This is a genomic window from Agrococcus sp. KRD186 (assembly GCF_017168255.1).
Classification (GTDB): domain Bacteria; phylum Actinomycetota; class Actinomycetes; order Actinomycetales; family Microbacteriaceae; genus Agrococcus.
In genome coordinates, this window is the sequence record NZ_JABFAP010000001.1 from 718,756 (window position 1) to 735,710 (window position 16,955).

Below are 16,955 nucleotides of genomic sequence, written 5' to 3' on the forward strand. Positions count from 1 at the left end.
TCTCCGTGACCGCAACCAGTTCGGCGACGATCGACGCCGACGTGTATGCGGTCTCGGTGGCCGTCGCCGTCGGCCTCGGCGGCGCGACCGCGAACGCCGTGCTGCTGGCCGACAACCTGATCGCGGCCGATACCGCCGCGTCCATCACCGGCGCGGTTGTCGAAGCCGAGAACGGCGGCGTGACCGTCACTGCGCGGAGCACTGCCGACGCCGAGGCCGAGACGTGGAGCGTCGCCGTCGCCCTCGGGGTCGTTGGCATTGCGATCTCGGTCACGGTCGCCTCCGCGACCAACCGTGCGAGCACAGTGGCGCGCATTGGCGCGGGCGCTGACGTGACCGGCACCGCGCAGGTCGCGGTGACCGCCACGTCGGCAAACCTCGTGACCGCGTCCTTGCGCGGAGGCAGCGGCTCAACGGGACTCGCAGTGACGACGATCGGCGCCACGATCACGATCGACGATCTGCTGATCGCCGAGGTCGGCGATGGTGCCCACGTCGACGCGCATTCGTTGCTCGTGCGCGTCGGAGAAGGTCTTGCCGCCCCAGCCACGCGCACAGCGACCGTGACCGTGGTCGCGGGCACTGGCGGACTCATCGCCGTGCAGGCGATCAGCGCACGCACCACGATCACGGGCAGCGCCCTGGCCCGAATCGGCGATGCGATCATCGAGACGGACGCAGCCACCGAAGTCCTCGCCCATGTGCAGACGACGGCCACGACGACGACCACGGGTGGAGAAGGCGGACTCGTCGCGGTCGGTGTGTACTCGCCGACGGCCGAGATCGGAACGTCGACGACTCCGGTGACGGTCTCGGCGATCGTCGACGAGGGCGCCACCCTGACGGTCGGCGACCTCACGGTGACAGCGTGGGCCGACAGTGACGCGACCGCGAAGATGCCCTCCGGTGGCGTCGGGGTGGTCTCGATCGGCACCGGCCAGGCGGTGTCGTTCGTCGACACCCGAGTGATCGCCAGGATCGGTCGCGCAGCGGCCGTCCCCGTAGACGGCGTCGAGGCGGTCAGCGGATACGCGACGGCGGTGACGGCGACGGGCAATGTCTCGGTCACGGCCACGCTGCGTGAGACCGCGACATCCGACGCCGATCGCACCACGGGCGGGCTGCTCACGGTGAGTGCGCTGTCGGCCCAGGCGACAGTGCAGGGCGGCGCGGCCGCCGAGCTGGGCCAGCGCGTCACCGTCGGCGCACGCAACGTCACGGTCACCGCCACCATCCGCGCGGCGGTGGCCGATGCCTCCATGGTGATCTCGGGTGGCGCGGCCATCGAAGTCAAGGCGCCGTCGACGACCGCGAAGTCGATCACGACCACGTCGGCCGGCATCGGTGCGAACTCCGTGATCACCGCAACCGGGGTGAATGGTGTCGGCGGCGACGTGACGGTGAGTGCCACCGGTCGAGCGGAGGCCGACGCCTACTCGGCCGCCTGGGGCGGAGGAGCAGTGACAGCGGGCGTACCCAACGCGACCGCGACCGTCTTCCCGACGGTGACGGTCAAGGTCGGGACGGGCACGCGCATCACCGCGACCGGCGACGTCAGCGTCACCGCCGTGGTCACCAGAACGCCTGAGTCCGCGGCGAGCGCTCCCGACGGCGACATCGTCGCGGTGGATGCGACCACCGACACGATGACGGTCGACTTTCCGCTCAACACCGGCGACCAGGTCACCTACACCGCGAGCGGCGGCCAGATCGGCGGCCTCTCGACGTGCACAGGCACCGCGGAGACCTGCCGCACCTACACCGTCACCGTGCTGCAGCCGCGCACGGCGACCACCCCCGCGACCATTGCCTTCGACGAGGCATTCAGCCTCGCCAACGTGGACGCCGTGCGGGACATCATCACCTTCGCCTCGCCGCACTCGTTGCGCTCGGGCGACGCGGTGCGGCTGCTCTCGAACGGCACGCTCGACATCATCGAGAACTGGCAGGGCCTCTCAGAGACCGGCGTGTTCTACGTGCGCGTGCTGGACCCGCTGCGCATCCGACTGGTCGCCACGCTGGCCGCGGCGACGCTTGCGGAGGCAAACCTGCCGCTGTATGGCTTCACGCTCGTCTCGGGCGGCACCTACCTCTCGATGATGTCGGCCACTCCGCCGGCCGTGGGGGATGCCGTCACCTACGAGGCGGGCGCCGTCGCGGAGTTCACGCAAGACGATGTCGACGTCACCATCACGACGTTCAACTGGTGCGGAACCAGCGTGACCGGACCCACTCGCGGCGCACCGCTGTGCACAGCGGCCGGCGGCATGAACCCCGAGGCGCCTGTGGCGCACAGCGATGCCGCGAACAACATCTACTCGCCGGCCCACGGCTTCGCGACCGGCGACGCGGTGCTGTACCACGGCAGCGGGCTGAACCTGGTGGATGGCCGCACGTACTACGTCATCCGCGTCGATGCGGACGTCTTCCGGCTGGCAGCGACCTATTTCCAGGCCGTCGGCTACGCGGGCTCCAACTCCAACCCCGGCGACGACAGCGACTTCAATGACGCCAACGACATCGCGCCGATCGCGGCGGCGAACATCGCGATCGTGCGCGTCGACCAAACGGCTGCCGGGCGCGCCGTCGTGCATTCACTGGCACGCGTGCTGGCTGGTCTCGAGCACGGGCAGACGTATTACGTGGTGGCCGGAGCGGCAGGGCAGCCGCAGACCCGCGGGCTCTCCCTGACCCGCGGCGGCATCGCGATCGCCCTTCGCGACAACGACACGTTCCAGCTGATGCGCAACAACGGCGGGGTCGTGAACGTCACGCCCTCGACCCCGACGCGACGCGGCATCCACACGATCGGCACCCTCGGGCTGGATCTCGCCCCCTGCGCCGCCTCGTGCACCGCGGTCGACACGCTGCGGCTCGTGCTCACGGCGCCCCTCTCCGGCTCGCACGAGCTCACCGGCCCCGGCGGCGCCGCGCTCGCCGATTCCTTCGCCGTCGCCGGCAACGGCTCGTCGACCGCCGATGCGCGGGGCGGGCAGGGTGGCATCGGAGACTTCAACTTCCCCAGCGCGACGCTGCACTACGCGGCCGACGCGACGATCTCCGTGATGGCGCTGAGTGTGCGCGCCGGCGGCGACATCACCATCGCCGCACGGTCGGAGACCAAGCAGCAGGCGACGGCAGACGCCTCCAGCGGCGGTGGGCTCACCGTCGGCGAAGCCCATGCAGATGTCTGGGTCTACCAGAACAACGAGCTCGACACCGCAGTCACCATCGACGACGGCACCCAGCTCGTCGCGGGCGATGACCTGACGATCACGGCGGCATCCGACCACATCACCTCGGCGAGTGCACGGGCGGTCGGTGGAGGTGGCGTCAGCGGCAAGATCGCAGAGACGACCGCGCGACTCGACTTCAGCACCCGCGTGACGATCGGCGAGCGTGCGGTGCTCACCGCGGGCGATGCCCTCGTCGTGCATGCGCGTTCTCGCTCTGACGTGCAGACCTTCAGCGAGACCTACTCCGTTGCGGTGGGTGGTGGCGCCGACTCCGACGGCACGAACGATGACCGCGGCGTCTACGTCGCTGCCGACACCCTCGTCACCATCGGCGCAGGCGTGACCATCACGGGCGACTCGGTGGCCATCGGCGCGTTCGTCGATCGCCTCTACGCCCGTGCCCGCGCCTGGGCGACGGCGTACAGCCCGGTCTTCCTCGGTGTTGCCGTGGCATTGGCCGACGCGCTCGTGCAGGTTGATGCCGTCACGAAGGTCGACATCCTCGGCGCCTCGGGCAACGTCACTCGGATCACCGGCGAGCGCGGCGTCGACATCCGTGCCGTCGTGGCGAGCATCGAGATCATCAGGGATGACTACGCGCTTGCGGTCGCCCTCTTCTTCTTCCCGATCGCGCACCAGTACGGGGCCACGAACCTCGCCACGTCCGTGTCGACGTCGAGCTTCGTCATCGTCACGGCCGGCGCCCGCGACAACACGCGAGTGAGCGAGACGAAACTGGTCGTCGGCACGAGTCTGGGGCTCAACAAGGCGAGCCCCGCCCTCGCGCTGCTCGTCGAGGCCTCCACCACCATCGGCGGCAGCGACGCCGAGTCCATCACGTGGGGGGCGGATGTCGTCATCCTGGGCGGTCTCACCGGCCAGCCCGAACTCGTCATCGACGAGCAAGGATTCATCCGGGCACTGAACAGCGTGTCGGTCTGGGATGACCTGAGCCAGGTGGGCGTCGGTCCGACGCTCGGGGTAGGCAGTCAGATCACCGACGGCGATTACTACGTGCGAGTGACCAACACCGGGTACGGCGATGTCGCCTTCGTCGCCGACGTCAGTCGCAACCCGTCCGGCGTGCTCCCGGTCTTCACATTCCGCGACAACCTCGAGTCGGTCACGATCATCGACCACTCGGAGCAAGACCTGCACATCGTCGGCATCGACATGATCTATCGCGGCAGCGATGTGCCGCTCGTGGAGTTCGTGAGGCGCACGGATGCGTCTGGTGCGGTGCTCGCGGAGGGTCGCGCCGACGACAACGTCATGGAGTTCGACCTCTGGCGCAACCTCACGCCTGCAGGGTCGATCGTTGACGTGCAGAAGCTCCAGTCCACCGCTGACATTGTCGTGCGCGGGCCGATCCTCAACCCCGCGGGCTGGACGCGCCTGCTCAACGGCCAAGGCGACATCCGCTCCGTCGGCACGTCGTGGATCGAGACGTGGGTCGCCGAGATCGAGGCCACGCTCGGGTCTCTCGGCACAGCGACGGACAGGCTCGAGGTGCGCCTGGTGAAGTCGGTGAACCGCGGCGACCGCCCGGCGGCCACCGACAACTCGTGCCGCGACTTCACGATGTTCGTCACCGCGGGGCTCGATGCGTACCTCTTCCTGCAGGCCGTCGAGCGTGGTGCGCTGTGTCCCGGGGAAACCGACACGGGCCACCTCGCCGTCGGGATCGACCGGATCGACACCGGCCGCCACGCAGACCTCGTGATCGAAGACAGCCTCCGCGACCGTACGGCGGGCTCACCGGGCAACGTTCGCGTGGTGGTCGACCGTGGGGGCTACGACCAGCACCACACCAGCCACTTCCGGCCCGACACCGTCGCGATCGTGCGTGACCCGGCCGCGTACGCCCTCGGCGGAACCGCCATCGCCTCGATCTGGAGCTTCGAGCGAACGGCCACGCTCACGGCGCGCGCGGCCACGACGCATCCGACGGGGCTGGCTGCCTTCACGCTGCCGCGCACGATGACCGCGTCGGCCACCGTGCCTCCGAGCTCCGGGGTCATCGCGGGCGGCGACATCACCATCGCCGACGTGCAGGGTGCGGCGAACTGGACGACGAGCGGCTCTGCCGGTCTCGCCAGCCCGACCGTCACGCTCGTGGCGTACACCGACGTGCTCGGCACCGGCCACATCGATGTCAGCGTCGACGGCTTCGTGACGCTCGTCGAGACAGCGGGCGACCTGCGAGCGGGCATGATCCGCTCGCGCGGTGGCGACGTGCACCTGAGCTCGCGCGCCGGATCGATCGTCGACGCGCAGGCCGGCGCGGATGCCTCCGCCAGCGTCGGGGACTCGGATGCCGATGTCGTCGGCACCACGATCACGCTGCTCGCCCCGAACGGGGGCATCGGCTCTGCGGCGAACTTCCTCGAGATCGACTCGTCGAACCGCGACGGTGGGCTGGTGGGCGGGACGCTCTTCGCCGACGCCGAAGGGAGCATCCGCATCACCGAGATCGATGGCATCGCGGCATCCGTCGACGACCTGCGGATCGATCTCGTCACTGCGGGCGCCGACGTCACCCTCACCACCCGCGCAGGGTCGATCATCGATGCCTTCGGCGACAGCGACGCTGATGTCGAGGGCGACTCGATCGACCTCGATGCGATCGGCGGCAGCATCGGCCAGACGGGCAACGACCTCGACATCGACTCGTCGTTCACCGGCATCGGCGACGTGGGCCTGCAAGCAACCGTCTCGATCTGGCTGACCGAGGTCGCCAGCACGCTGCGACTGGTGCTCGCCGAAGCGCTCGGCGGCAACGTGACCCTCACGGTGCGAGAGTCGTCCGCAGCGCTCGACGAGGATCTCGACCTGCTGCACAGCGGTGCGGTGCGGTTCGCCGAGGCGGCGCTGCGTTCCGTGCCGCGCGGCCGCATCGCCGCGACGGGGAGTGTGCTGCTGCAGGTCGGTGACGACATCACCACCAGCTCGAACGGTGAGATCCGCGCCGGCGGGGCGATCGACATCTACGGCGACTGGCTGAACCTCGACGAGACGTACGGCACGACCATCGTGCTGCGCGGCGACATCGTGCCGGGAGCGGCATCCGTCTCCAGGATCTGGGGCGATACCGACGTCGACACGTTCCAGTTCGGCGACGACACCGGAGTCGACCCCGACAACACCAAGACCACCTACGGCTCGCCCGGGTACATCCACCTCGGCGGCGACACGCGCGTGTACGGCGGCCAGAACCTCTCGTCGACCGACGAGGCCGACGGAGAAGACAGGTTCATCGTCTGGTACCTGCAGACGATGAACGTCGCAGCCGGTCACACCCTCGTGCTCGACGGCCAGGCAGAGACCGACATCTACACCTTCTACACGACCGGCAGTCGGGGGAGCCCGCGCAACTACGTCGCTCACGTGCTCGACACTGGTGCCGCCAACGACGGGGTAGACGAGCTCTGGATCTACGGAGCCGACAGCGCCCTGAGTGGCTACGAGAACGCGACGACACCGCATCCGTACGACGACATCTTCCTGCTCCGCAGCGTCGCTCGCATCGACGGCGAGGCGTTCGATCGCCCCGGCTTCGTGGCGCTGCTGCACACGACGATCGACGTCGCCGCGCCGTCGGGCGTGGCGCTGTTGGCCGACAACGCGTTCGCGGTCGAGCGCATCGGCTACGACGCGGGTGTCAACGGGCGCCTGAGCGTGCTCGGGCAGGGAGGCAACGACTCCTTCGCCTCCGACGACGTCACGGTGATCGCGACGCTCGACGGTGGCGCGGGCAACGACGTCTTCCAGATCGGGCAGCTCTACGGCCTGCAGCGCGACGCGGGCCCGTTCAGTGGCACGACAGGGGTCACCACCGGCGGGTCGCTGCACCCCGACGACGTGTACGCCACGATCGCGACCACGCGTGGCTGGCTCTCGCGTGGCACCAGTGCTCCGCTGCTCGTGCAGGGCGGCAACGGCGATGACTCCTTCACCGTCTACGCGAACCAGGCACCGCTGCGGCTCGAGGGCGACGACGGCAACGACATGTTCGTGGTGCGTGCCTTCGCGCTGGCACGCACGACCGGTGACTGCTCCGCCACGGGAACCACGTGTGAGATCGTCTGGCGGGATGCCGCGGCACGCGTCGCGATGCCGCTCCTCGGTGCGAGCCTGTTCTCGACGGCGGCGGCGACCGACATCCGCACCGGCACCGGTCAGAACCAGGTGCAGTACACGATCAACGCCCCGGTCTCCGTGGAGGGGGGTGCCGGTGTCGACAAGCTCGTGGTGCTCGGCACCGAGTTCGCCGATCACATCGTGGTGACCGCGACCGCGATCTACGGCGCGGGGCTGGCCGTCAGCTACGCGGGTGTGGAGCTGCTCGAGATCGACGGGCTCGAGGGCGACGACATCTTCGATATTCTCTCCACCGCACTCGGTGTCGCCACGCGCGTGATCGGCGGGCTGGGGTCGGACATCGTCAACGTCGCGGGCGACGTGGCCGGCGCCGTCGTCTCGCGCGACGTCGAGGGCACGACGGGCGCCGTGAACCACGACGTCTCGTCGGCGGATGACGACTATGACGGACTTGCGGCTCCCGGAGTCGACGTGACGGTCGTGCGCGGCGCGCAGGGCAAGGTCATCATCGAAGAGACCGGCACCGGCACGCTCGTTCGTGAGGGCGGTGTCGCCGATACCTATCTCGTCTACCTCGCCGAAGCGCCGACCGCCGACGTGTACGTCACCGTCTCGGCGGGGCGGTCCACGTCGAACGAGACCGGGGCCGACACCCTGTGGCTGTCGCGGGTCATCGCGGGGGCTGTCGACTACGACCGGAACATCTGGATCAACGGCGTGCTGACCCCGGTGCCTGCGCACTCGATCGTGCTGCTCTTCACCTCATCCTCGTGGTCGCGGTCCGACGCGCAGATCGTGTCGGTCATCGCCGCGGAGGATTCGGTCGCCGAGGGCTCGGGCGTCGTCGTCATCAGCCACTCGGTGCTCAGCGCAGACCCGAACTTCGCCCACACGCCGGTGCGCAACGTCGAGGTGACCGTGCGCGACGACGACCAGCCGGCGATCGAGGTCATCCCGATCGATGCCGCAGGGACGCCCGACGACGCCACGGTCGTCATCGAGGGCACGGCGACGACGGAGCTCACCGATCGGATCATCGTCCGTCTGGCGACCGACCCGGGCGCCGAGGTGACCGTGCGCATCTCCCTGAGTGACGCGCGCGTGGTGCTCAGCGGCACAGGCGTCTCGCTCGTGTCGACCGGCGTCTACGACGTGGTCATCCCCGACGGCGACTGGGAAGTCGGCGTCGTCGTCACCGTCCGCGCGGCGAACGACACCGTGCGCCAGGACCCGCACTTCACCGCGCTCTCGCTGCGCGTGGTCTCCGGCGGCTACGCTGCCGCCACGATGACGATCGACGTGCGCGTCCACGACGACGACACGCCGGGACTCGTCGTGGTCGAGACGGGCGGGTCGACGCGTGTGATCACGGGCCCGAATGCGCAGGGCGACTCGTACGACATCCGGCTCACCGGGCGCCCCGATGCGCCCGTCACCGTCGCACTCGAGTCGGATGGGCAGACCGACATCGTCGCCGGCGGCCGCGTCACCTATCAGGCTGTCGGCGCGCAGTTCTCGGGCGACATCGCCTACGACGTCGCGACCGGCACGCTGCGACGCCTCGACGGGGGCAGCTGGCTCGACGCGGGCTTCTTCGAAGGTCAGCTCCTCACGATCGGCGCGGATGCGGCGCTGTACAAGGTGCAGCTGATCAGCGGCAGCACGAGCGGCCTGCTCGACCTGCTCCGGCTCACCGCCGCCGGTAGGCCGACGAGCGTTCCCGGCACCGTGACCGTGCGCCAGTGGGCCGCCACCGTCGTCTTCACGCCGGACGACTGGTACCTGCCGGTGACGGTGAACCTCGTCGCCGACGAGTACTACGTCCTTCCTCCGGGCAGCGAGAACCTGAAGACGTTCGCGAAGCAGCCGCACCTGCTGGGCGGCATCCGCGGCCCGCTCGCCGTCGAGGGTGGCACGACCGCGGCCGACCGCTCCCTGCGCCCTGCGCTGCTGCTGCCCGGCGAGGGCAACGGGCCGCTCTTCGCGATCGCCCCGCAGCCTCCCGAGGCGCAGCAGATCGACGTGCTCAACGTCTTCGCCGACTCGAGCCAAGCCGACCTCGTGGGCGAGCTCACGTCGACCACGCTCACCGGCCTGGGCATGAACGCCGTGCCCCTCGACCTCGGCGCACTGCTCGGCGACGGCGAGTCGATGCCCTTCGGTGAGCCGCGGGTCTTCCCGGCGGGCATCAGCTTCGGAACCATCGTCTACGACCCCATCACCGGCACGTACGACCAGGATGCCGCCCTCAGCACGATCGAAGTGCTGAACATCCTCCTCGGCGAAGGCAACGATCGCGTGACGATCAGCGGCACGCTGCTGCGCGGCCCCGACCGCAACGCCGACGGCACGCTGGGTCAGACCGCAGTGCACGGTGGCATCACGACGGTGCATGGCGGCGGCAACTGGTTCCTCCCCTCGGGCGTGGTCGGCGGCGACATGATCATCATCACCGGCGGCGCTGGGCCTGACTCGCCGCTCGTCGTGTACGGCGACACGTCGCAGGACGGCATCTGGTACAGCGGCGACCCGAGCCTGCACTCCGTGCGCAGCTTCGGCAGCAAGCCGTACCCGGCCGAGATCGGCGGCGGCGACGCGCGCTTCCTCTTCCCGGTGGGCAATCCCTACACCCGCGCCGGCAACGACGTCATCGACGCGAGCGCGCTGTTCGCGGGGCTGGTCGCAGGCACCCTTCCGAGTGTGGGGTTCACGGCCTACGGCGGAGCGGGCGATGACACGATCATCGGCAGCGCGGCACCCGACTATCTCGTCGGCGGATCGGGCGACGACAGCATCTCGGGTGGGCGCGGCTCCGACCAGATCTACGGCGACAACGGCGTCAACGTCGACGTCGTCCTCCGGGAGCTGAGCATCCCGTGGGTGAACACGAGCGCCTGGGTGAACCGCGACGACCTGGCCGCGGGAGACGACCGCCTGCACGGCGACGCGCTCGGCTCGACTGCGAGCGCGGCCGACGAATACGACGACATCGTCTTCGGCGACTACGGCACCGTGCGCCAAGACATCGCGTCGGCCACCGTGGGAGTGGCGCCCGCGTATGGCTACGTCAACCCCGTGCGGCTGCAGAAGATCGAGACGGCGGGTCGCGTCCGAGAGATCGCGAGCACTCGCCCGGCAGATGGAGGCGACGACCTCATCACGGGTGACGGCGGGCGCGACCGGCTCTTCGGCGGCAACGGCGCCGATGAGATCCGCGGCGGCGACCAGCCCGGCGTGATCTTCGGCGACCACGGCCGCATGCTGTACATCGAGGGCACGCCGAGCATCACGATCCTGCATCTCGTCGAGTCGATCGACGAGCGCTTCGGCGTCGCCGACACGATCTCGGCCGGCATCCACGACGACATCATCGCGGGTGGCGCCGGTGGTGACACGATCGATGCGGGCATCGGCCAGAACATCGTCTTCGGCGATCACGGGCGTGTGCGCGGCGTGGAAGACAACGTGCCCAACCGCCCGATCCCGAGTGCGTACGGAGACGGCACGAGCGACGACTATCAGGTGCCCGTGCTGGCGCTCGTCGAAGGGTACGTGCCTGTCGGCAGCGAGACGAGCAGCGGGTTCGGCGGCGACGATGCGATCCGCACCGGACTCGGCCGCGACATGGTCTTCGGGGGCGGCGGCAACGACGCGATCGTGGCGAACGCGGGGGAGACAGCACGGCTCCGCGACGGCAACAACATCCTGTTCGGCGACTACGGGTTCGTCGACTACCTGCTGGATGACCAGTCGGAGTACACCGACGACGCGCACGACATCGACGTGGTGTCGTCGTTCGTCGCGTGGACGCACCTCGGCGGCCACGACACGATCACCTCGGGGGCTGGCAACGACATCCTTGTCGGCGGTGCCGGCGACGACGTGCTCTCAGGCGGGCAGGGCTCGAACCTCGTGTTCGGCGACAACGCACGCATGGCGAGCAACCCTGCGCTGCCCGACCTGCACCTGACGATCTTCGCGGTGCACGAGTTCTTGATCTGCATCATCGAGACGCTCGGGTTCGCGGACGAAGACGGCGGTCGCGACACGATCTTCGGCGGTGAGGGTCGCGACATCCTCTTCGGCGGCGGCGCGAGCGACGTCATCTACGGCTTCGGTGGCGACGACGTGATCTTCGGCGACCACGGCAGAGTCACCTGCACGACCGGCGCATACGATCCCGACGACCCCCGCAATGGCCTGTGCATCGAGCAGGGCGGCACGATCGACTTCCGCGCGACGAACACCCGTTCCGAGGCCGGATCGGGCGACGACCTCGTCTACGCCGGCGAGGGCAACGACATCGTGATGGGCCAACAGGGCGATGACATCCTCTACGGCGAGGGTGGCGACGACATCCTCATCGGCGGCTCGAACGTCGCCGGCGCACTCGACGGCGACGACGTGATCGACGGCGGTGCTGGCAACGACCTCATCGCCGGAGACAACGGGGACTGCTGCCGCCGCGCAGACCTGCTGGACCCCCGCATGCGGGCGCTGCTCGGAGCCCTCATCTACGGCACCAGCATCACGGACGGCACCGACGGCCACGCGCTCGTCACAGCTGCCGCCCAGAACGACCCGAACGGCGGCAGCCAGTACAAGCTGACCATCCTCGACCACAGCGACGACATCCAGACGAACCACCCCGAGCTGTGGGGCCACGACTACATAGCCGGCGGCGCAGGCGACGACGAGATCTACGGACAGCTCGGCAACGATGTGATCCAGGGTGATGGTCACGTCAACGGACTGGTGCTCGACATCACCGGATTCACGGTCGATTCGGTCACGGGCAACCTGCTCGTAGGAGGTCTGCCGATCGCGGCCACCGACGTCTGGCCGGTCGTGAAGACGCGCACTCAGGGCGTCATCGGCGCATGGCGTGACGACCCGCTCGACGCCACCGTCACCGACACGCTGCAGGTGCACCCCTCGGTCGAGGCGGCCACCGACGGCGACGACTACATCGAGGGCGGCGGTGGGAACGACACCGTGTTCGGTGGTCTGGGCCAGGACGACATCATCGGCGACAGCTCCGACCTGTACGGCCTCGGAGCCGACCAACGACTGGTGCTCTCGCTCCCGGTGGACGCCAAGCCTGCTGCGGTGAAGGACGCCGCGGGCGCTGTCGTCCAGTGGCGCGTCGTCGGCGTCCAGGGCTCGGTCCTGACGCTGGCAGGCACCGCGCTCGGACTGACCCCAGGCGCCTACAAGGTGACGGTCGGAGGCGCCGGCATCGCAGACCCGGTGATGGTGACGATCGAACTCATCGCCGGCGGCATCCGACTCATCGCAGGTGTCGAGTGGCGCAGCCTCGGCTCGTTCTGCCTGGGGGCCGAGTGCCGACCGGCGGGCGCCGACATGCTGTTCGGCGGCGCGGGCACCGCGATCTCGCGCAACCACATCGGGCAGGCCACCGTGCAAGATGCCGCGGGCGATACCGTGGTCGCGGGGGACGGCACGATCCTCACGAGCCCGACCGGTCACGCCCGCGACGCCGACACGATCGCCGGTGACAACGCGCGTATCCTGCGGCTGGTCGGCACGAACGGCGTGCAGCACAGCCCCAACGCCTACCTCACCTTCGCCTACGACAACGACGCCGGTGGACTGCGAATCATCCCGCGCGCCGTCGAGATGCTCGACTACACCTTCGGCGGACCGGGGTACCGGGCCGCGCTGGCGGCGACCGATCGCGGCGCCGGCGACGAGATACACGGCGAGGCCGGCGACGACACCGTCTACGGCATGACCGGCAACGACATCATCTTCGGCGACGGGCAGGACGACGACCTCATCGGCGGCTACGGCGATGACTGGATCTCCGGCGGCACCGGCGATGACGGCATCCTCGGCGACGACGGCCGCATCTCGACGAGTCGCAACTCCTCGACCGGATGGACGGCGGCGGGAGTGCCGTGCACCGCGAACGGCACCACGTGCTACAGCGAGCCGTTGTACGGGATCCTGGCACTGCGACCGACCGACCCCGACACCCGCACCACCCAGGGCGACGTCCTCGGCGAGGTCATCACCACCCCGGGCCGCGTGCAGGAGGAGACGATCAACGTCGCCGGCGTCCTCAACAAGACGGTGAACCTGACCCCGTACTTCGCCGATCCGAACGACCTGGACCCGCTCTACCGGCCCGCGGGCGGCTACGACGACATCCTCTTCGGCGGGCTCGGCGACGACGCCATCCACGGCGGCGTGGGCGACGACGCGATGACCGGCGCAGAGGCACTGGTCGCCGGGTTCGCGCCGAACTACGTCGAGTCGTGCACCGGCGGACTGTCGATCGACTGCACCGCCGTGCGCGACGGGCTGATCCGCATCGACTTCGGCCACCCCAACAACCCGGGCGACATCCTCCGCTTCAACCCGGACGACATCGACGGCTGGCACTACGACCGCACCCGTCGCGCGGGCGAGTTCGACCTGTACGACGAGTACGAGCCGCGTCGCGCCATCCTCTTCAACGCCGCCGCGGAGGTGTGGAGCTGCACCTCCTACTCCCCGAGCGGTCACACCTGCACCGGCAGCGCCGACATCGCGAGCTACCCGCACCAGTGGTTCCTCAACAACGTGACCACAGAGGGTCCGGTCGTGGTCGGCTGCATCTCGTTCGCGAACAACGGCGCGTGCCTGGGCACTGGCCCCGCCCGCAGCGACGGGGCCGACGTGCTCTTCGGCGACCTCGGCAACGACTGGATCGTCGGCGGCACCGGGCACGACACGCTCTGGGGTGGTTGGGGCAACGACCTGCTGCAGGCCGACGACGACCTGCACTCGGGATGCCTCGCCTCGACGCCGAGCGGCACCTGCACGCAGACCGGCGACACATGGCTGAACGACACCCCCGACACGCACGTCGCCTACGAGGACCGCGCCTTCGGCGGGGCGGGTCGCGACATCCTGATAGGCAACACCGGCGGTGACCGTCTCATCGACTGGACGGGCGAGTTCAACAGCTACATCGTGCCGTTCGCACCGTTCGGCATCGCGACGGTGAGCCGCCAGGTGCCGCCAGCGCTGTTCGAGTTCCTGTACGCCCTGTCGGCGGCGCAGGGCGCTGATGCCACGCGGGCGTTCGACTGGAACGCCGACTACTCGGAGCGCAACGGCGAGCCGTACGGCGAGATCGGCCTGATCGTCCAGCAGGATCACGGCCTCTGGCAGGACCAGAGCGGAGCGCCGGCCGATCCGCAGGCAGGCAACATCCCCGGCGGCAAGCGCGATGTGCTGCGCAGCGCCACCTTCGACGACGGCAGGCTGAGCGCCGTCGCCGTCGACAGCGGGATCTGGGAGGTCTCCGGCGGAGCCCTGGGCGTCTCGGTGGCCTCGCTCGGCCAGGACGCCGCGGCGACATTCATCGTCGACGACGCACTGCCGGTGTACTACGAGATCGGCGCGTCCGTGAAGGTGACCAAGCCCATCGGGGGCTGGGAAGCGAACGCCTACATCATCTTCGACTACTACTCGCCGACCGACTTCAGGTTCGCGGGTCTCGACCAGTCCACGAACAAGATCGTGATGGGGCACCGCAACGCGACCGGATGGATCGTCGATGTCCAGGCGGCGGTCGGCAACATCGTGCCGGGCCGCTACTACAGCCTGCTCGTGTCGGTGAACGGGATCGTCGTGACCGTCTCGCTCGACGGGGTCGAGAAGCTCACCCACCAGTTCGGTGCCCGGTGGGTCGACGGTGCCGCTCGCGCGCTGAACACCGGCCTGGTCGGCGTCGGGACCGACAACTCCCGCACAGTGTTCGACAACTTCGTGGTGCGCACCGTCCCACCGCAGACCACGTTCGAGACCAGCGAGGACTTCAGCGACGGCGTCGCCGACGGCTACACGAGCACCGGAACGTGGATCGTCACGGGCGGCGCACTGCGCGGCACCGGCGACGCGACGCCCGCCATGAGCATCCTCGACCTCCCGGCGCGAGCGATCGGTGGCACGACCACGACGCTCGACGCGACGGTGAACCTGGCTCCCGGCGCGTCGGGCGGGCTGGTCATCGACGGCTATAGCGACCGCGACTACAAGATGGTGCTGCTCGACCAGACCTCCGGCACCGTTGTGCTCGCCCACCGAATCCGCAACAGGACGGTGATCGACGCCACCTTCACCGCCGCCCTCGCCGTGGGAGTCGACCACCGCCTCGTCGTGACCCTGTTGGGCACCACAGTGACCATCACCCTCAATGGCGTGACGCTCGGCTCCTACTCCTACAAAGGAGCCGTCGCTGACGGGTACCTCGGCCTGATGGCAGCGACGGGCGCGACCGCCTTCGACGGGGTGCACGTCGTCTACGGCGTGCCGCTGACCTTCTCGGCGGATCCGGTTCCGCCGACGCTGACTGTGCCGCCTCCGGTGACTCGGACGGCGACCGCGGGCACGACGACGCTGTTCATCAGCGACGCGACCATCGGCACCGCCACCGCGACCGACAACGTCGCCGGCGTCGTGGTGACCCGAACCGGCATGCCGGCCGGCAACCTCTTCCCAGTCGGGGTCACCACCATCACCTGGACCGCGACCGACGCGTTCGGAAACACCACCAGCGGCACACAGCTGGTGACCGTGCTCGCTTCGCCCCCGGTCGTCACCGTGACGGTCCTGGATGCTGCGGGGGCCGAGGCCGACTCGAACCCCCTGACGTTCCGGGTGACCCGCAGCGACGGCGCAGGGGCGCTCGGTGTCGCCATGCACTGGGGCGGCGCGGCAACGTTCGGTGTCGATTACAAGGTGCAGGTGACAGGCGGCACGCTGGCAGCGGACGGCCGCACGCTCACGCTCGCTGCCGGGGTGCTGCAGGCGACGATCACACTCACAGTCGTGGATGACACGTTCGTGGAGGGAGCCGAGGCGGTGACGCTGGCGATCGGTGCCGGCGCCGGCTACGCCGTGGGCTCGCCATCGTCGACCTCGGGCTCCATCGCCGACAACGACACAGCACCGGCTCCGACGACGGCGTCCGTGAGCCTCGCCGCGATCGACGGCGCTGGTGCGGAGAACCCGACCGACACCCTGACCTTCGTCATCACACGCACGGGCAGAACCGACACCACGATCACGATCAGGCTGAATTGGTCGGGGACGGCCGTCCTCGGCAGCGGCAAGGACTACACCGTGAGCGCCACGGGTGGCTCGTTGAACAGCAGAGCGACTGCGATCACCCTCGCGGCCGGGGTGACCACCGTGACGCTGTCCTTGACGCCGGTCCGCGACAGCAAGTCGGAGTCGCCCGAATCCGTCGTGCTCACCCTGGGCACGGGGGCCGGATATGCGCTCACCGCAGAGCAGAGCGTGACCGGCACGATCACCGACACCATGAACCAGTCACCCGCGGCAGTGCTCGGGAGTGGCAGTACGGTGTCCACCCTCCCCGTTTCGGAGAGTGTCACCTCCGAGTTCGAGACGACGCTCATCGTGGTCGAGACCGCGACGGCGCCGACCAAGGCAGGGTCGATCGCGACGTCCGACGCGCCGACGGAGGCGCCGACGGAGCCGCCACCCTCCTCGCGGGTCTCCCAGCCCGCGACGCTGGGCCCGCCGTCGGCGAGCAACTGGCCTTCGCGGTCGGCGCGTCGAGCGTGATCGCCTTCGACC

1 protein-coding gene (running past one end of the window) is annotated in these 16,955 nt (G+C 69.3%); it reads left to right on the top strand.

Annotated features, from left to right (window positions below; translation table 11 throughout):
• Positions 1-16,943: the 3' portion of an HYR domain-containing protein gene (locus tag J1M46_RS03500; protein ID WP_206446550.1), read on the top strand. The gene continues 15,382 nt to the left of window position 1, outside the view; only the last 16,943 of its 32,325 coding nucleotides appear in the window; its start codon lies beyond the left edge, outside the window; it ends in the stop codon at positions 16,941-16,943.
• Positions 16,944-16,955 lie beyond the last annotated feature (12 nt).